This is a genomic window from Enterobacter cloacae complex sp. ECL411 (genome assembly GCF_021869665.1).
In the GTDB taxonomy this organism is placed as follows: domain Bacteria; phylum Pseudomonadota; class Gammaproteobacteria; order Enterobacterales; family Enterobacteriaceae; genus Enterobacter; species Enterobacter intestinihominis.
In genome coordinates, this window is record NZ_CP091486.1 from 82,210 (window position 1) to 99,181 (window position 16,972).

Below are 16,972 nucleotides of genomic sequence, written 5' to 3' on the forward strand. Positions count from 1 at the left end.
GCCCTTTAGCCCACATTCTTAACGGCACCCTGGGGCTATTCTCCTTCTCATACCAACCGGAGGATAGCCCATGAACATTACGCAAATTCGCAATGCCACCCAGCTGATCACTTACGCGGGAAAACGCTTTTTAATCGACCCAATGCTGGCGCCAAAAGGTGCTTATCCGGGTTTTCCCGGCACCGCGCGGGCCGATATTCGCAACCCGATGGTCGAGCTTCCCGTTGACGTTCAAACGCTGCTGGACACCGATGCGGTGATCGTCACCCATACCCATGACGATCACTGGGATCAGTATGCCGTTGAGCTGATCGCCAAAGACAAGCCGATCTACGTGCAAAATGATAGCGATGCCGCGCTGCTACGCGGACAGGGCTTTCAAAACCTGACGGTCATGACCGACGAAACGACGTTCGGCGATATCCGGATTGCGAAAACTTATGGCGGCCAGCACGGCACTGACCGCGCTTACGCCGTGCCGGAGCTGGCAGAGCGTCTGGGTGAAGCCTGCGGCGTGGTCTTCCGTCATCCCGATGAGAAGACGCTTTATATCGCAGGGGATACCATCTGGCGCGACGCGGTTGCGGCCGATCTACAAAAGCATCAACCGGACGTTGTCGTGCTCAACGCTGGTTACGCCCACGTCATCGGGTTTGGGCCAATTATCATGGGGGAAGAAGATCTGCTTAACGTGCATTTCCTGCTGCCGCAGGCGAAAATCGTGGCGACCCATATGGAAGCTATCAACCACTGCCTGCTGACCCGCCGCGCGCTGCGCGAGTATGTTGACGCCAACGAGATAAGTGACGCGGTGAGCATTCCTCAGGACGGCGAAACCGTTATATTCTGAGTGTTAAAGGGGAAAGGAGAGACAGATGCCGCTTGTTAACGTTGCTATTGTCGCGGTGGACGGGTTTAGCCCGTTCCACTACTCCGTCCCCTGCATTCTGTTTGGCGATACGGTATCCGGGGAAAAGCGCTTTAACGTCACGATCTGCGCTGAAAAACCGGGATTCCTGACCTCGAAAGACGGTTTTGCCCTGCATGCGACGCAGGATTTTTCCGCGATCGCATCGGCTGAAATTGTGGTTGTACCCTACTGGCAGCACGTACTGGAGCGCCCGCCTCAGACGCTGCTCGACGGCCTGGTTAAGGCCAGAGACAACGGGGCGGAAATTGTTGGGCTGTGTCTGGGATCGTTTGTGCTGGGCTATGCCGGCATACTCAGCGGCAAACGGGCCGCCACCCACTGGGAGTTTGAACACCAGTTTCAGACGCTGTTTCCGGACGTTCGACTGGACATCAACGCGCTCTACGTGGACGACGGCAATGTGATCACCTCGGCAGGTACCGCCGCCGCGCTCGACTGCTGTTTGTATATCATCCGCCAGCGCTTTGGCAGCGTCGTCGCCAATCAGATTGCCCGCCGGATGATCGTCCCGCCGCACCGCGAGGGTGGGCAGGCGCAGTTTATTGCGCAGCCTGTGCCGAAAGATACCCGCGACGGGCGGATTAACTGTCTCATAGACTACCTTCAGCAGCACATTTCCGAGCCGCATAACCTGGATTCGCTGGCGGACGTGGTGTCGATGAGCCGACGCACGCTGACCCGCCATTTTATCAAGGCGACGGGCATGAGCGTTGCCGACTGGCTTACCGCCGAGCGCCTGCGGCGCAGCCAGATCCTGCTGGAGTCCGGCAGTCTGCCAATCGAAAGCGTCGCTGAGCAGGTGGGGTTTTTATCAGCGGTGACGTATCGGCAGCAGTTTAAGGCGCGCTTTGGCGTCAGTCCGGCGGAGTGGCGTAAGACGTTTCGTTCTCGCCTGTAGGCCAGGTAAGCATAGCGCCACCTGGCTATTACCCCAGCCGCTCCCTCCGCGTCTCCCCCTCCATCATCGACAGCTGATACAGCGAAAACGATCGGTGCTTCTCAATCAACTGCGCCAGCTCCGGCGAGTGGCTGGTGAGCCAGATCTGCGAGTAGCGGCTGGCCTCGGCAATGAGGCTTGCCAGAGCGGGCAGCATCTGCGGATGCAGGCTGTTTTCCGGTTCGTTGAGGGCGATAAATGCGGGAGGGCGCGGGCTTAGCAGCGCCACAGCCAGGCACAAAAAACGCAGCGTGCCGTCGGAGAACTCTGCCGGTTCCAGCGGCCTGCTCAGCCCCTCGCGCTGCATCATCATGCGGAAGCGCCCGCCGGTGTTGTCGCTGTAAAACACGCAGCCGGGGAAGGCCTGGTCGAGAATGCGCATCAGCAGCAGCTCGTCGCCAATTTCGACAATGGTCTGAAACGCGGCGGCCAGGTTCGCACCGTCGCTGGCCAGCACCGGGGAACGAAAACCCACCTGCGGCGCACGGATCGCCGAGCCGGATGAGACGGAAAACTCATGATAAAAGCGCCAGTTACGCAGGGACTCGCGCATCTGCGACACTTCGGGATAGAGGTGCGGTTCGCCGAGCTGCCCGAACACCGACTCGTTCTCATACAGCGTACCGCTGTGGGTCACTTTTTCGTGATGCACGTTGTTCAGGAAAACCGCCTGATTCTTACGCTTCATCAGCTGTGACGACGGACGACGGTGCTGGCCGCTCAGCCAGATAGCTTCCTCTTTGATCACCGGATCGAGCTGAAACTGTGAGGGATAGGGCAGCTTTTCCACGAACCCGACCTGAAGCTCATATTCATAGGTTTCCGTTTCCACCGCCAGGTTCATGCGCCGCAGCTGGTCGCTGCGGGTTTTGCCCGCCCAGAACACTTTCAAAATCCCCCCCTCGTTTGCCAGCGCCTGGGAGAATTGCCCCTGCGCCGCGCTGTGCATCAGGTAAATCGCTTTATAAATATTGGATTTTCCGGTGCCGTTGGGGCCGAATACGATGTTGAGCTGTTCCAGCTCAAGCGACATATCGCGAATTGAGCGGTAGTTCTGAATATGCAGATTTTTGATCATCGGGGTACTCCGCTGTGCATGCTTAACCTGTACAGAATTACAGTATTTTACGCTGAGCGCAAAAAAAAGACGACAGTGAGGGTGTCGTCTAAACGGGGTACAGCTTTGGGCCTCTGTGGGTCAATGGGCCTTCGCTTCTTTCTTATCAGGTAACGGCCAGACGCAGACCCAAATCATCAGGATAGGGATCAAAGTAGTTTTGCGTCATCAGATACCGGTCAGGGTATTCAGCCAGATAATGCTTAAGCAGCGTCAGCGGCGCGAGGATCGGCAGCAGCCCGTCCCGGTAATGCAGGATCACATCACGCAGTTCTCCACGCTGGCGGCTGTTCAGCTGGTTACGGAAATAGCCCTGAATGTGCATCAGCACGTTAGTGTGATTCTTCCGCGAAGCAGGTTTTTTCAGGATGGTCATCAGTTTGTCGCGATAAGCCACGAAAAACGCGTCCAGATCGTCCCACTCATGCAGTGATGCCACAAACGGACCAATTTCACGGTAGCCTGCCTGATGGTGCGCCAGAAGCTGAAGCTTATAGCGGCTGTGAAAGTCCAGCAGGGCACGGCGCGTCAGGCCATTTTTACGCATTACGTTCAGTTCGTGGAGAGCAAAAACGCGCTCAACAAAGTTTTCCCGCAGTACCGGATCGTGCAGGCGGCCGTCTTCTTCGACGGGCAGCCAGGGGAAAGTTTCAAGGAGGGCGGCGGTGAACAGCCCGACACCCTCCTTGCGGCCCCGGTTGCCGTTTTCGTCGTACAGCCGCACGCGCTCCATGCCGCAGCTAGGGGATTTTGCACAGACGATAAACCCTGACAGATCGCCGATTTTCGGCAGATAATCTGCCGTAAATGCGGCCATCTTCTGCGTGACGTCATCGTGCGGCGCTTTGCTGAACCGCATTTCTGTCTCGCCGCCAGTGGTCATCACCAGGCGCAGCGCCGGACGAGGCGTGGGCAGGCCGATAGCCATTTCAGGGCATACCGGGCGGAAAGCGACCCACTGCGCCAGCTCATCCATCACAAAGCCCATACGCTTATGTCCGCCGTCAAAGCGAACGGCGGAACCGGTCAAACATCCGCTAATACCCAGCACAGGTTTTGTTGTCATGATGTGCACCTCCCGATCTCATATCTAAAAGTTACACAACAATGCGTATTTGTCCAAGTATTGACGGGATTATTTTTTAATCGTCTTTAAAATCAAGGGCAATCAGCTGCCCTTGTAGGTTGAGTAACCGTACTGGCTGAGCAGAAGCGGGATGTGCAGTTTTTCATTGGTGCGGGTGACGGTGAACAGCACCGGCACTTCCGGGAAGAAGGAGTCCAGCTTTTTGCCGTGGAAGTAATCTGCGGTTTTGAAGGTCACTTTATACACGCCTGGCGCCATATCCTGATCCTGCGGATAGAGCGATTTGATGCGCCCGTCGTGGTCGGTTTTACCGCTGGCAATCGGGGTCCACTTGTCCTGCTCCTGCTTTTCCAGCGTGACGGCCACATCCGCTGGCGGCATACCGGTTTGCTGGTCCAGAACGTGGACGCTCAGGGTGCCTGCCGGGGCGCTGAATGCGGCAGGGGCGAAAGCCATTGTAGCCAGCATCATCAGAGGGAGTGTCTTTTTCATCGTGTTTTCCTGTTGAGTTGTCGGTGACAGGAAAACGTTAGCACTCGCTGCGCGAAAAAATATTCAACTTTTCGTGAAGTTTGCCACAGCAGAAAATAATCAGAGGATAATTACCTCAAGGGAAACCTGCTGCTGCCACTGCGCAACCTGCTTTTTCCGCGCGGCGGTAAGTTTACCGCTGGTAACCAGCAGCCATTTGCGATCCGGGAAAATTTCCGGGGCCAGCGCGGCAGGGGGAACCGGCAGTATGTCGATGCGGTGGCCCTGGCCGGTGCGCGTCAGGGCTTCAAGCCAGATCTCACACGGGTCGTTCAGATGCCAGCCGCTGATGAGGATGTTATCGCCCGGCGCTTTTTTATCGCCCTCAAGGCAAAACGAGGTATAGGCGATGAGGATGCCGTCGAGGATCTCACGCAGCGTCATAGCGGCGGCGACGTTAGCCGATATCTGGCTGCGCAACGGACGCAGCACGTTAGTGACCAGCTCTGGCCTTGGGTATTCGCGTCCGGCGTCGTAAATCATCTGACGCAGGGATTCAATTTTCCCCTCCTGCAACTTTTGCAGCATGGCCTGTTGCAGGGTTTGCCAGTTATTGGCGCGGCGCGGCACAGGGCGTTCCAGCAGTGATTTTACCTGGCCGATGGGTACGCCTTTTTTAACCCAGTCGAGGATTTTCAGCGCCTGCTGAACGTCCTCATCGCTGTACAGGCGGTGACCGCCGTCCGTACGCTCGGGTTTGAGTAATCCATAGCGTCGCTGCCACGCCCGCAGCGTGGTGGCGGTGATGCCGCTGAGTCTGGCGAATTCGCCGATGGAGTAAGCCATGTCTGCATCCGAAGAGAAGGAGTAGTCTCAATATACTACGAATATTCCCCGACGGGATGAAGCGCCGCACGGGTGCGCTACACTTAACGTCCAACCGCGTAATTGAAAGGAGTTCTCATGAGGCTATGGCCTGTCGTTACCGGTGTCGCCATTGCGCTGACGCTGGTTGCCTGTAAATCTCCCACGCCGCCGAAAGGCGTGCAGCCCATTACCGGCTTTGATGCCAGCCGCTATCTCGGCAAATGGTATGAAGTCGCCCGACTGGAAAATCGCTTCGAGCGCGGTCTGGAACAGGTGACCGCGACGTACGGCAAGCGCAGCGATGGCGGTATCAGCGTACTGAATCGTGGCTATGATCCGGTGAAGAACAAGTGGAATGAGAGCGAAGGAAAGGCGTACTTTACCGGCGAACCGACTACGGCTGCGCTGAAGGTATCGTTCTTCGGCCCGTTCTACGGCGGCTATAACGTGATCAAGCTGGACGATAAGTACCAGTACGCGCTGGTCAGCGGCCCGAACCGCGACTACCTGTGGATTTTATCGCGCACCCCGACCATTCCGGATGCGGTAAAACAGGACTACCTGAACACCGCACGCGATCTGGGCTTCCGGGTCGATCAGCTGGTGTGGGTTAAACACTGACCTACTGATACGAAAACGTAATGCTCGCCAGGGCGTTAGCCGAGCCGGGGACCAGCTCTCCGGTTCGGATGTACTGCGCCTGGAACGGCAGCGACAGCGTTTGTGCTGCGCTGGTGGTCTGGATGAAAAACTGTCCCGTCGTGCCTGCGGCAGAGCTGTCTGGCCCCATCATCAGCGGCCCGGTACCGTTATAGAAAAACTGCACGCCAATGCCGGAGGCCGTGGAGTCCCCGGTCAGCGTCACGACCGACGAGGTATTTGACGGCGTGGTCTGATCGGTCATTACTGCGTTAACCGCCACGTTCTCATCGCAGGTCAGGCTGACGTTAAACGCCTCCGATGGCGAGGTACTGCCTACGCTGGGTAGCGTGTGAACATCAATGGTGCCCAGGTCGACGTTGGCGCTTTTCGTGCCTACCGTGCAGCCGCTTGCCGTCACCGTGATGGTGGTCGGGTTGATGATCACCTGTGCGGTTTTCACTTCGTTGTTATAGGCCGTCAGGATCGCCGCATTAATGGTGGGGGTCTGGTATACGCCGGATTTCAGCGGAACGCCGGTCTTGATAAACGTCACTTTTGCCGACCAGCCCAGTGTGGAGGCGTAACCGTTAGTCCCGTCGGCCGGATAACTCTGCGTAATGCCCGTCTGCATCGGGACATAGGTGGTGCCGTTATAATCTTTAAGCCCAAGAATGAAGCCGATGCCGGGCACGCCCGTTTCAAATACCATGTAACTGGCGCCATCAAGAATAACCGTGATGCCGGTGGCCGTTACGCTGCTGCTCGGCTCCAGCGTCCCTTTGGAGCAGGTAAATACCAGGCCGCACCAGAACACTTCCGAGACGCTCGCAGTGGCGCTCCATTCAGAGCCGATCGTCTTTCCGGGCACGATGGAATCTGCCGGGCCGGACCAGGACATGGGCGTGGGTGAAAGTGTGATATCCGATGTCCAGGAGAGGGCAAGTGCCTGAGACGTCATGAAAAACAGGCCTAAAAACAGTAAACGCATTATTGATACTCCGTCGTCCAGGTCGCCACTGCCGAAACGTCTCCGGCATTGACCGGCGCACCCGTGGCGGCCAGTCGCGCATAGAAGGTCATTTTTACGCTGTCATCCCCCGCCGCGCCGTAAGCAGTGGTTTGGGTGTCCAGCGGGATAAGTACGCTGTCTTTATCCAGAATCTGCACCGCCACGCCGGTCGCGCCGCCGTCAGCGACTTTCAGAAGCTGCGGGTTCTCGTCATCCGGCGTACCGCTGAAGCGGATTTTCACGCCAGCAAAGGTAGGGCCGCACGCTTCAAGGGTGAGCGTGAAGGGCGTTTTGATATTGCTGACTGCCCCCGCCTCGCTAAATTGCTTCACGCCGAGGGTGCCCAGCGGCACGTTTTGCTCCTTCGAATCTTCCGAGACAATACAGGTATTGCCGATCACGTTGCCGGTCACGGAAACCAGCACGTCATAGCCGCGTACGGGGACGGTGATGAACATCAGCAGGATCAGGGGGAGAAACCGGACGGTTACTGACATATGACCTCCTGGGAATACAGCCCGGTGCGGGCCTGATAATTTTTCGGGTTCAACGCATAGCGGATCGTGCAGCGCTGGGCGCTGTCGCGTCCCCATACGGCATGCAATGTTCCCTTCGCTGACAGGCCGGTCAGATACACGCTGCCGCCATCGCCGACAATACCGCTGGCGTTGTCATCCTCTGACGAGACCAGCGTGCCGAAGGGGAGCACGTCTTTAGCGTGACGCACGATAAACATCGCTTTTGCCCCCTGACGCGTGGTGAGGGTGGCGCGAACCAGTGCCCCGTCGGTGGGGACTTTATTGGCGATGGCGTTCTCAAGCTCCACGTCATTGCCCACGGTGGTGACATCCAGCGCAACCTGATTAACGCGATACGGCGTGGCGTACGGGATCACCGCATAGCCCCGGCTGTCGGTTTTGATGCCCTTGTGGTTGAGCACGGCGACATGGCTGGCGCCCGGGGCTTTCACCAGGATATTGGTGTTCCCGAGCGGCTGGCTCAGCGTCAGGCCATCCTCATGCAGCACCGCACCGCCGCTCATCCCGTAGCTGAGGTTGCGGGAGTTACTGGCGTAGCTGTAGCCCAGGTTATAGTCTCCCCACGCGCCCTCGTATTGCAGCGCGGCATCGCCGCCGTAGTGCTGCTGCGCGCTGTAGCGCTGGTTGACGCTATAGAAAAGATTCTCCTGTCCCGGCAGATAACCACTGACACCGGTACTGGCGGTGGTGCCAGTGGGATCCGCATGGGTAGCGGTAAAACGGAGGCGGGTCGACAGCGCCGGGTTACCCAGCGGCACCGACAGGGACAACGCAAGGATATTGTCTTTCTTGTTGTCGTACAGGCTAGAGCTACGCTGGGCGCTGATGCCAAGCGACAGATTACGAAACGTTGCGTTCCACGCGAACTGCAAACTTTGTGTGGTTTTTGACGTATTCCAGTAGGTTTGTTGATCCCAGGACAGCGACAGCGCGCCGTATTCGCCCATCGGCTGCGACAACAGCAGCTGATTTTTTGCCTTACGCGACATATGCAGGTTGTAAACCGTGTCGTAGCGGGTGGTGACGGTGCCATCGTCTTCTACGGTCTGTTCTGGCGCTCCGCCCGCCATGCCTTTGTAAGTGGTATCGCTGAGGGTATAAAACCCTGCCGTTGAGTAACGCAGCGAGAAGAAATTGACCCGCGTACCGATATCGTTCAGCAGCTTGCTGTACCGCAGGCGCACCGAATCCCCGGTGTAGTGCTGATTATCAGCCAGCTGGCTGCGGGCATGGGTGAGGTCGAGGGAGTAGGCGCCAAAGCGGCCGAGATTCTGCCCTATACCTAAGGCCAGGCCGTTGTAGCGATCGGAAAACTGCGCCCCGCCATAAAACGTGAGACCGTATCGCCAGCCCAGGAACAGCTCGCCCTGCGCGAAGGAGGGCGAAATCTGATTGCCCGCAGGGCGGTATTTCCCGGCCCCCAGAGCATATTTGACCTGACCGTTACGCACCAGATTCGGCACGCTGGCAAAGGGCAGGGTGTATTGCGTCTGGCTGCCGTCGCTCTCCTGAATGGTGACCGCGAGATCGCCGCCGGAAGAGGTCGGATAGAGATCTTTCAGCACAAACGCCCCCGGCGGAACCGAGGTTTGATAGATAACGTTACCGTTCTGGCGAACCGTCACCGTGGCATTGCTGCGCGCAATGCCGCGCACTTCAGGCGCGTAACCGCTCAGGCTGGCGGGCAACATATTGTCATCGGTCTTCAGGGCAATCCCACGCAGGCCAACGGCGTCAAACACCTGCGATGAGGTGAACGTTTCACCGGCATAAACTTGGGCACGCAGGGCGCGGATATCCCGCTGTAGCCAGGTCTGGACGTGGGTGAGCTCGTTACTCTCTTTGGTCCACGTGGTGAAATCACGCAGCCGCCATGCGCCCAGGTTGGCGCCGCTGTTCAGGCTCACAAACAGCTGTTGTTCCCGCGTGCGCGTCTCGCCCCGGTAGTCATTATTCGCGCCATTGACCACATAGTTCAGCCACGCGGCAGGGATGCCGGATTCCCAGCTCTCCGGGCTGACGTACCCGCGCGGCAGAGCGCGCATCGCGCTTTGCGGTACGGTGAAGTTGAGGGTAAGCGTCCTCTGGTCAAAATCAAACCGGGTATCGGCGAATGACTGGGTTAAAAAAATGCAGCGCTGCGCAGGCGACAGCTCACCCCCTTTCGCCTGACGGCTGTCGATGCCAAGTGCGGCGAATTGCGCAGGTGTAAGGCACGGCAGGGCTTCACCGGCGGTGTTTTCAGCGACGCGAAACGTGACGTTACCTGTGAACGCGAACTGGGTGTTGATATACACGTTAAGATTGTACTCGCCCGGCGGCAACGCGCTCCCGGCGTTGACCCAGGCGAGGTCGGCGCTGTTTGCCTGTTCGCCGTTAAGAAACGCAGGATTAAAGTGCAGCTCGCTTTCGGCAGCCACGGCTTGCCGAATCACCAGGGCGATCGCCGTGGCGCACAGGATTTTAATTTTCATGTGGTCACGCCTTACTGTTTTTATTATTGGGACAATGACGTGCGGGTAACGGGCGTCCAGGCCCCATAATCGTTAATCGTCTGGTAGCTCATGCTGCTCGCATGGCTGAAGGTGTCTGCCAGCGTCACGCTGGCTTTCGGCGGCACCATGACGGGCGACACCGGCCTGCCATCAATTTTCAGGTTAATGGTGGTGAGGTAATACGGCGTTGGGTTGGTCAGCGTGACCTTGCCCGCGCGGTAGGCGCCTGCAAGGTTTTTCCATGCCTCTCCTGCGCCTTCCCGAAGCGACTCAGGGCGATAAAAGACCTTGATGCGGTTGGCAGAGGCGAATTGCAGCGAATTGCCGGAACCGTTTTTAACCTGCTGTGGGATAGCTTTGACCGTCATCCAGTACAGCGTTTCGCGATCGGCTGGCAGTGCGTTGCCGCTGAACATGATTTTCACCGCGCTTTCGCTGGCGGGCTTCATGACGTACAGCGGCGGCGTGATGACGAAGTCGTTGGTACGGCTCCCTTTCTCGTCTTCCATCCATGACTGGATCAGGAACGTGGCATCAGGGTGGGTATTTCTTACCTGCATCATCGTCTGCGTCGTCGCGCCTGCGTAGACCAGCCGCGTTGCACCCAACCCCACGCCGCCTGCATACACGGCGGATGAACATAACGTGCCAGCCAGACAAATCCATGTGTTTACGCGCATTGTGCGTCTCCTGAAAGCTGAGTCAGACCCGGCCAGCAGACCGGGCCTGAAGATTACGAATAGGTCACGGTGTAGGTTGCGACCGCGCTGGCATCACCCGCCGTGGCGTTGCCCAGCGGGGAGTAATATTTCGCGCTGAAGTTCAGGGTGTTCGCCCCCGCACGCAGGGGGATCGCTGCTGCCGGCTCACCCAGCCTGACGACGTTGCCCTGTTCATCATAAAGACGGATAGCGACATGCTGCGCCGAGCCCGCGCCGCCGTTTACTCCCGCAGCCAGGCTATTCACATCGGCACTGTCCGGCGTACCGGTGAAGGTGATAGCCACAGTCGTTGCGGCAATGGGGTTATCTTCCGTGGACGCGGAGGTATCGGCGATTTCGCAATCTTCCAGCGTGATGGAGAAGGCTTTTGCGGTACTGGCTTCACTGCCTGCGGCAGCCAGCGTGGCGGTACGCACTTCACCCATGTCGACGTCGATATTCGCGCTACCGGCGCTGATGGCACAGGCGGAGGTCACCACTTTACCGCTAAAGTTAACCGTGCCGCCGCTGGTGGTGGTGGCCAGTGCTGAGCCCGCTGGCAGCAGGGCGGCAATGCTTAATGCCAGCAGAGAATGGCAAGTAAGGCGTGCTTTCATTTCATGGTTCCTTGGTTTTTTTATTACGAGATTTGCTCTGAAAGCGGCAGGTCTAACTGGTTAAAAAGACCAGCAAATCTGTCTTATTCCTGAGCCCGAGTTTCCTTATCGCTGAGCTTTTTAAGGCGCTCACGCGGCGATAAGAAAGTTTCTCCAGTTCTGCGATGTAACGTATATCCAGTCCGTTCCTGAGTTCCTTTAATACCCTCCTTTCTCCAGGCGTCAGCGATAACGCCGCTGGCTGCTTTTGGGGCCGATAATGGCTATCGACCATTTTTGCTAGCTTTATCCGCCACTGATAAACCGTGTTCTGTAGCGAGATATAGGCATCAATATCTTCCCTGGCCCATAACAGGGAATGGGCAGAGGTTGAGTACAGGCAGATAATCACCTCTGGATGCGTGGCTTTGATTTTTTTTAAATGTTTCAGTGCGCCATACCCTGTATGGTATTTCTCTGCGCCGGATATAAATAAGATATCGATACGAATCGACGACAGCGCCTTATCCAGTTCCTGATAACCTCCTTCGATGATAATGATGTGAAGGTCGTCGCGGATGCTGCGTAATAACGTTTTAATGCCGTTTCTTGCATAATGATCGCCGCCCATCAATGCAACAGTAATATGCTGTGTTATTTGGTTATTGTTCGTCATGTTATTCCTCGAATTATAATAGTAATCAGGCGAATTATTTATAAGGGTATCGCCAGTATTCTCGAAGCAATGACGTATTGCATAGTGTAGGCCTACTATACGTCGGCCAATAAAGAGGTAATCTGAATTAATCTAAAATTGTATTAATTACTGAGATCGAGACCGGTTACGACGCTTCCCTCTGATTGGTCTTATTCCGCTTCGCTTTCTGTAAATTATGATAGCCGCTATTTTTAATGAAAATTTAGCTTTGATAAATGTTTTGTAAGGAGTTTGTCGTCTGGTGTCAGTGCGGGTGTGAAGTTGCTGACGGGGAATAACAATTTACGAATGTTATCATCGATAAAAACTGATAGAGAGGTGGGTGAAAAGCATACAAAAACCATGTAACTTATTGATATTTGTCAGGTTGAGAAAACTTAAGGCTTAAGAGTACTGAATATTTCAGACACGCATGTCCGTGGCGTACAATGTTTTTTTATGTAGATATTTGTCAATGTCAAGAGGCGAGGAGTGCGCCAAAAGGAGAGGCTCTGATAAAAGAGATGCTGTCGATAGTCAGATACTTCTGTGGAGCGGAAATTCACTTCACAAAACATCATAATGAGGATGGTCACGGATGAAGCGGCTCTGCAAGCCCCATTCTACAAGGCTTGAGTTCTTATGCAGGTTCAGTGAAGCTTAAGGGATGAAATATAAATTAAGATTTTTCGCCAATGGCGAAGATATACAGCATGCCGTTAATCAGTCACATTAATCCCGACGCGAATGTCATCACATACATGCGGTGACTCAGGTTCAACATCTGTTAACCGGAGAATTCATACTGCCCCTATGCATAAGCATTACATTATAAATAATATCGTCGAATTTCATCCTGCGGCCAGCACGTTACGTGATATCAACAATCCTGACCGTGTGGTTGTGTTAAATTCGCCAGCAGGCCGATGCCTGTTGTTATTAATCGACAGAGCGGGGTCGATTGTCACTCAGCAAGAGTTCCTTGATATTGTCTGGCAAAGCCGCGGCATGCTTGTCTCCTCCAATACCTATTACCAGAACATCTCCATCCTGCGCAAAGGGCTCAAAAAGATTGGTTTTGAAATTGACCCTATCGTTACCATTCCCCGTATTGGGCTGACGCTGGCAAGCGACACGCAAATAACCGTCAGAGAGTCTTCGCCTGTCGCGCCTCAACCCGCAGAGGGACAATGTGTGGAGGCGCCAGCGATCGAGGAGGTCTCTGCATCCTCCGAGCCAGCAGCGCCCGTTGCCAGGAAGCCCACGCGCTGGCTGGCTGTCGTCATGGGGCTATTGGTCATCCTGGCCGGGGCAGGCGTGACGGGATATATGAGCGCCAGGGAAAACCGTTTTGTTGAGGATTACCGTTTTGCGGCATCCGTCGGGGCCTGTCGCGTTTATCTTGCGAACGACATTCAGACTCACGCTGAACGCGCTTCCGCGCTGACCTATGTAGAACAATTCAAGGCTGAATGCGCGCAATATCCCTGGGTTTACATCAGCTGGTACGCCCTGCTTCCTCGTGCGTCGGTTATTCGCTGCGACCGGCCAATGAAAGAACCGAACCGCTGTATATCTGATTATTTCCTGAAGGATAGCTAGCATGACTCGTTTTCGGCAGATGCTGTATGTCATCGTGACGGGCCTCGTCACGGCAGGCGTGCTGACGGGCTATTACCTGTGGCACCGATCTTACGTTCAGCCTTTTTCATGCCAGGCTAATCTGGTACAGCACCATCCGGATGAGACGCTGACGGTCTGGCTGAATTACACCTTCGACGGGAAATTCGGCACCCTGAGCATGAATGGCCGGGCAAAGAGCGATCCGGGTAAAACCATCGACAGGAAAATTTCCTTTCGGGTGGAGAGAAAAGATCGCCTCTATTTGCTGACGTCAGAAAAAAATATGACTTTCCCGGACGATAATGTCGAAGACAGCTGGCTGGAAAAATATGAACCGCAATTTTTTGTCTATCCGGGCAAGAGTATTTATATGCGTATCAATGAACAACATAATGGTAACTATATCTTTACCTTAGGAACATTACCGACATATGTGTGTCGTGGTTCAAAAAAAGAATGATGTAAACGAGAAAAGCATTATATTTTCCTCCCGTCTCATTTATGCTTGATTTAAAATATCAGGATTATCTTAGAAATATAAAGTGCGACAGATCATGTTGCGATAATGTAATTAATTTTAAATTTGGCAAGTAAATGAAAAGTGTATTTTACTCCTCCGATGGGGGGAAATCAGTACCGGAAAAGTGTCTGCATATTGGGTTGATATTATGGCCCCGTTATTCACTTCTGGCGGTATCTGGATTGCTGGAAGCGCTGCGTTATGCAGCGAAAGCTCAGGATAAATTAGCATTTAAAATCAGCCTGATAAGTGAATTTCCTGATATCCCGATTATCAGCAATGCGGGGATTATCATGAGGCCGGATTCTCCCCATGGGCCGCCGGACAGTTTTAACTACCTTGCTGTTATCGGCGGTGAATTGCAGTATCTGGACTTAGGGTATCAGGGGGATAAAGCGTATCTGGCACATGCCCACCATGCCGGGGTTCCGCTCATTGGCATTGGCACCGGCAGTTTTGTCCTCGCACAGGAAGGATTGCTGAATGAACGACGAGCGTCCATCCATCCTTTCCACCTTGATGCATTTCGGCAGGCTTTCCCGCTGGTTTATGCTGAGCAAGGGTATGATTTCATCGACGATGGCGATGTGCTGACCTGCCCGGGCGGTATTTCCACCCTGACGCTGGCAACTGAGCTTATCCGCGCCCATGCCGGGGATGATATCGCCAGCACCACCTGTCAGCGTTTGTCGCTCGTTCCGCATGAAATTGCCACCCCACGTCCGGCGAATCTTGCGCTTATCCCTGACTCGCGGTTGCGCCGCGCCGTCATGCTGATTGAACAGTTCCTGACCCGGCCGCTCACTACCGCCGGGCTTGCGCGAGAAGTGGCATTGAGTGAACGCCAGCTCAACCGTCTGTTCCACGCAGAATTCGGCAAAACGGCCCGCGAATTTATCCGCAGCGCCAGACTGCGCTATGCTTGCTGGCTGCTGAAGAACTCGCAGCAAAGCGTGACGGATATTGCGCAGCGGATGGGGTTCAGCGACTGCGCGCACTTTATTCGTCATTTTCAGACGGAGTATGGTTGTACGCCTGGGGTGTGGCGCACGTCGCAGAATTAATTTTCTGAGGTGGATGTAAAATGCGGCTTATATAGTTGCGCCATCAACTACAGATACAATCGCGCTAGAGATGAAACGCAACCTGCTTGCCAGTGGGTAGTTCCACGTTAATGCTAAGTTTTCCGCCCATCGCTTCGATGTAACGCTTAAGCGTAGCAATCTTCAGATCGTTTCCACGCTGCTCCAGCTGTGTTACCGCAGGTTGACTTACGCCCATAAGAGCGGCGACATGTTTTTGCGAAAGCTGGAGCTCTTCACGCAGAAGTTGCAGACCGGTTTCGAGGAACATTTCCTCTGCCATCTCCTGAATGCGCTGTTGGCTTTCCGGTGAGCGTGACGCAATCACTTCATTTAAGGTTTTCACTTGGCTGCCTCCAGGCTTGTCAGATGATGGGTGAATTCGGCATCTGCAATGCGAATCAGTTTTTCATAAAAGGTTTTGTCATTACGCTTATTGAATCGCCACGGGTTTAACAGACACCTCAGAGTCATTTAAGATGGCTTAAAGAGAGGTGCCCATGAGCGGTAAGCGTTATCCCGAAGAGTTTAAAACTGAAGCAGTCAAACAGGTTGTTGATCGCGGTTATTCTGTTGCCAGCGTTGCAACACGTCTCGATATCACCACCCACAGCCTTTACGCCTGGATAAAGAAGTACGGTCCGGATTCTTCCGCTAATAAAGAACAGTCAGATGCTCAGGCCGAGATCCGCCGTCTCCAGAAAGAGCTGAAGCGGGTTACCGACGAACGGGACATATTAAAAAAAGCCGCGGCGTACTTCGCAAAGCTGTCCGACTGAGGTACGCCTTTATCCGTGACAACACCTGTTGCTGGCCTGTTCGCCTGCTCTGTCGGGTGCTGGATGTTCATCCCAGTGGTTTTTACGCCTGGCTTCAGCAGCCGCATTCACAACGCCATCAGGCAGACCTGAGACTGACAGGACAGATTAAACAGTTCTGGCTGGAATCGGGATGCGTCTATGGTTATCGCAAAATCCATCTGGATCTGCGGGACAGCGGGCAACAGTGCGGAGTGAACAGAGTCTGGCGACTGATGAAACGTGTCGGGATAAAGGCTCAGGTCGGATACCGGAGCCCGCGGGCACGTAAAGGCGAGGCCAGTATCGTGTCGCCCAACAGGCTCCAGCGACAGTTCAATCCGGATGCTCCGGATAAGCGTTGGGTAACGGACATAACCTACATCAGGACCCACGAAGGCTGGCTGTATCTTGCCGTGGTTGTTGATCTGTTCTCACGCAAAATTATCGGCTGGTCCATGCAATCCCGGATGACAAAGGACATTGTCCTGAACGCACTGCTGATGGCTGTATGGCGCCGTAATCCCCAAAAACAGGTGCTGGTTCATTCGGATCAGGGCAGTCAGTACACAAGCCATGAGTGGCAGTCGTTCCTGAAATCACACGGCCTGGAGGGCAGCATGAGCCGTCGCGGTAACTGCCATGATAATGCGGTTGCAGAAAGCTTTTTCCAGTTGTTGAAACGCGAACGGATAAAGAAAAAGAGCTACGGAACGCGGGAAGAAGCCCGCAGCGATATTTTTGATTACATCGAAATGTTTTATAACAGTAAGCGTCGGCATGGTTCCAGCGATCAGATGTCACCGACAGAATATGAAAACCAGTATTATCAACGGCTAGGAAGTGTCTAGATTATCCGTG

At 54.9% G+C, this 16,972-nt stretch carries 18 protein-coding genes; 7 read left to right on the forward strand and 11 right to left on the reverse strand.

The window, feature by feature from the left end:
* The first annotated feature begins 70 nt into the window (after window positions 1–70).
* Window positions 71–850: an MBL fold metallo-hydrolase gene (locus L3069_RS00405; RefSeq protein WP_038415003.1), complete on the forward strand. Its 780-nt coding sequence runs from the start codon at window positions 71–73 to the stop codon at window positions 848–850.
* 25 nt (window positions 851–875) lie between these two features.
* The gene (locus L3069_RS00410) at window positions 876–1,829 is read left to right on the forward strand and encodes a GlxA family transcriptional regulator (RefSeq protein ID WP_038415004.1); all 954 of its coding nucleotides are present in this window, start codon (window positions 876–878) and stop codon (window positions 1,827–1,829) included.
* Window positions 1,830–1,857: 28 nt separating this feature from the next.
* Here L3069_RS00410 and L3069_RS00415 read toward each other — a convergent pair whose 3' ends face one another.
* From L3069_RS00415 to L3069_RS00430, 4 genes are all read right to left on the reverse strand, one after another.
* Window positions 1,858–2,946: an AAA family ATPase gene (locus L3069_RS00415; RefSeq protein WP_236901898.1), complete on the reverse strand. Its 1,089-nt coding sequence runs from the start codon at window positions 2,944–2,946 to the stop codon at window positions 1,858–1,860.
* Window positions 2,947–3,091: 145 nt separating this feature from the next.
* On the reverse strand, window positions 3,092–4,051 hold the full coding sequence (locus L3069_RS00420) for a DUF523 and DUF1722 domain-containing protein (protein ID WP_022650125.1): 960 nt from the start codon (window positions 4,049–4,051) through the stop codon (window positions 3,092–3,094).
* A 102-nt stretch (window positions 4,052–4,153) separates the two neighbouring features.
* On the reverse strand, window positions 4,154–4,564 hold the full coding sequence (gene uraH, locus L3069_RS00425; protein WP_017383647.1) for a hydroxyisourate hydrolase: 411 nt from the start codon (window positions 4,562–4,564) through the stop codon (window positions 4,154–4,156).
* A 99-nt stretch (window positions 4,565–4,663) separates the two neighbouring features.
* On the reverse strand, window positions 4,664–5,389 hold the full coding sequence (locus L3069_RS00430) for a MerR family transcriptional regulator (protein ID WP_022646597.1): 726 nt from the start codon (window positions 5,387–5,389) through the stop codon (window positions 4,664–4,666).
* 117 nt (window positions 5,390–5,506) lie between these two features.
* On the opposite strand from L3069_RS00430, the gene L3069_RS00435 reads away from it, so the two are divergent.
* Window positions 5,507–6,031, forward strand: a complete 525-nt coding sequence (locus L3069_RS00435) for a lipocalin family protein (protein WP_023305169.1) — start codon at window positions 5,507–5,509, stop codon at window positions 6,029–6,031.
* 1 nt (window position 6,032) lies between these two features.
* On the opposite strand, the gene L3069_RS00440 is transcribed toward L3069_RS00435, so the two are convergent.
* The 6 genes from L3069_RS00440 to L3069_RS00465 are packed head-to-tail and all read right to left on the reverse strand — an operon-like array spanning window position 6,033 to window position 12,068.
* Window positions 6,033–7,040 (reverse strand): fimbrial protein, encoded by a 1,008-nt coding sequence (locus L3069_RS00440; protein WP_038415005.1) that lies wholly within the window; start codon window positions 7,038–7,040, stop codon window positions 6,033–6,035.
* Window positions 7,040–7,558 (reverse strand): fimbrial protein, encoded by a 519-nt coding sequence (locus L3069_RS00445; protein ID WP_038415006.1) that lies wholly within the window; start codon window positions 7,556–7,558, stop codon window positions 7,040–7,042. The genes L3069_RS00440 and L3069_RS00445 overlap by 1 nt, the downstream gene beginning before the upstream one ends.
* Window positions 7,549–10,074, reverse strand: a complete 2,526-nt coding sequence (locus L3069_RS00450; protein ID WP_038415007.1) for a fimbria/pilus outer membrane usher protein — start codon at window positions 10,072–10,074, stop codon at window positions 7,549–7,551. The genes L3069_RS00445 and L3069_RS00450 overlap by 10 nt, the downstream gene beginning before the upstream one ends.
* A gap of 23 nt (window positions 10,075–10,097) precedes the next feature.
* Window positions 10,098–10,775 carry a molecular chaperone gene (locus L3069_RS00455; protein WP_022646602.1) on the reverse strand — a complete coding sequence of 226 codons (678 nt, stop codon included), beginning with the start codon at window positions 10,773–10,775 and terminating at the stop codon, window positions 10,098–10,100.
* A 53-nt stretch (window positions 10,776–10,828) separates the two neighbouring features.
* The gene (locus tag L3069_RS00460; protein WP_038415008.1) at window positions 10,829–11,413 is read right to left on the reverse strand and encodes a fimbrial protein; all 585 of its coding nucleotides are present in this window, start codon (window positions 11,411–11,413) and stop codon (window positions 10,829–10,831) included.
* A gap of 52 nt (window positions 11,414–11,465) precedes the next feature.
* A complete protein-coding gene (locus tag L3069_RS00465) occupies window positions 11,466–12,068 on the reverse strand; it encodes a helix-turn-helix transcriptional regulator (RefSeq protein WP_038415009.1) in 603 nt (200 codons plus the stop codon).
* 834 nt (window positions 12,069–12,902) lie between these two features.
* Between L3069_RS00465 and L3069_RS00470 the strand changes: the two genes are divergently transcribed.
* The 3 genes from L3069_RS00470 to L3069_RS00480 all read left to right on the forward strand — a co-directional run bounded on the left by L3069_RS00470 (window position 12,903) and on the right by L3069_RS00480 (window position 15,296).
* Window positions 12,903–13,691: a winged helix-turn-helix domain-containing protein gene (locus L3069_RS00470; protein WP_038415010.1), complete on the forward strand. Its 789-nt coding sequence runs from the start codon at window positions 12,903–12,905 to the stop codon at window positions 13,689–13,691.
* A 1-nt stretch (window position 13,692) separates the two neighbouring features.
* On the forward strand, window positions 13,693–14,172 hold the full coding sequence (locus tag L3069_RS00475) for a hypothetical protein (RefSeq protein ID WP_022646606.1): 480 nt from the start codon (window positions 13,693–13,695) through the stop codon (window positions 14,170–14,172).
* A gap of 242 nt (window positions 14,173–14,414) precedes the next feature.
* Window positions 14,415–15,296, forward strand: coding sequence for a GlxA family transcriptional regulator (locus L3069_RS00480; RefSeq protein WP_038415011.1), 882 nt, complete (start codon window positions 14,415–14,417; stop codon window positions 15,294–15,296).
* Window positions 15,297–15,360: 64 nt separating this feature from the next.
* Here the strand turns inward: L3069_RS00480 and L3069_RS00485 are convergent, their stop codons facing one another.
* Window positions 15,361–15,660 (reverse strand): XRE family transcriptional regulator, encoded by a 300-nt coding sequence (locus L3069_RS00485; protein WP_038415012.1) that lies wholly within the window; start codon window positions 15,658–15,660, stop codon window positions 15,361–15,363.
* A gap of 154 nt (window positions 15,661–15,814) precedes the next feature.
* Here L3069_RS00485 and L3069_RS00490 point away from each other — a divergent pair.
* Window positions 15,815–16,962, forward strand: a protein-coding gene (locus L3069_RS00490) for an IS3 family transposase (protein ID WP_088581786.1) whose coding sequence is annotated in 2 segments (ribosomal slippage) — window positions 15,815–16,052 and window positions 16,052–16,962 — 1,149 coding nt in all. Because the reading frame shifts where the segments join, the coding sequence is not laid out codon by codon here.
* The last annotated feature ends 10 nt before the right edge of the window (window positions 16,963–16,972 follow it).

What these genes read in the sequence shown, in the direction of transcription:
- L3069_RS00405 (WP_038415003.1), top strand. Translation starts at nt 71, where the DNA reads ATGAACATTACGCAAATTCGCAATGCCACCCAGCTGATCACTTACGCG.
- L3069_RS00410 (WP_038415004.1), top strand. Translation starts at nt 876, where the DNA reads ATGCCGCTTGTTAACGTTGCTATTGTCGCGGTGGACGGGTTTAGCCCG.
- L3069_RS00415 (WP_236901898.1), bottom strand. Translation starts at nt 2,946, where the DNA reads ATGATCAAAAATCTGCATATTCAGAACTACCGCTCAATTCGCGATATG.
- L3069_RS00420 (WP_022650125.1), bottom strand. Translation starts at nt 4,051, where the DNA reads ATGACAACAAAACCTGTGCTGGGTATTAGCGGATGTTTGACCGGTTCC.
- uraH (WP_017383647.1), bottom strand. Translation starts at nt 4,564, where the DNA reads ATGAAAAAGACACTCCCTCTGATGATGCTGGCTACAATGGCTTTCGCC.
- L3069_RS00430 (WP_022646597.1), bottom strand. Translation starts at nt 5,389, where the DNA reads ATGGCTTACTCCATCGGCGAATTCGCCAGACTCAGCGGCATCACCGCC.
- L3069_RS00435 (WP_023305169.1), top strand. Translation starts at nt 5,507, where the DNA reads ATGAGGCTATGGCCTGTCGTTACCGGTGTCGCCATTGCGCTGACGCTG.
- L3069_RS00440 (WP_038415005.1), bottom strand. Translation starts at nt 7,040, where the DNA reads ATGCGTTTACTGTTTTTAGGCCTGTTTTTCATGACGTCTCAGGCACTT.
- L3069_RS00445 (WP_038415006.1), bottom strand. Translation starts at nt 7,558, where the DNA reads ATGTCAGTAACCGTCCGGTTTCTCCCCCTGATCCTGCTGATGTTCATC.
- L3069_RS00450 (WP_038415007.1), bottom strand. Translation starts at nt 10,074, where the DNA reads ATGAAAATTAAAATCCTGTGCGCCACGGCGATCGCCCTGGTGATTCGG.
- L3069_RS00455 (WP_022646602.1), bottom strand. Translation starts at nt 10,775, where the DNA reads ATGCGCGTAAACACATGGATTTGTCTGGCTGGCACGTTATGTTCATCC.
- L3069_RS00460 (WP_038415008.1), bottom strand. Translation starts at nt 11,413, where the DNA reads ATGAAAGCACGCCTTACTTGCCATTCTCTGCTGGCATTAAGCATTGCC.
- L3069_RS00465 (WP_038415009.1), bottom strand. Translation starts at nt 12,068, where the DNA reads ATGACGAACAATAACCAAATAACACAGCATATTACTGTTGCATTGATG.
- L3069_RS00470 (WP_038415010.1), top strand. Translation starts at nt 12,903, where the DNA reads ATGCATAAGCATTACATTATAAATAATATCGTCGAATTTCATCCTGCG.
- L3069_RS00475 (WP_022646606.1), top strand. Translation starts at nt 13,693, where the DNA reads ATGACTCGTTTTCGGCAGATGCTGTATGTCATCGTGACGGGCCTCGTC.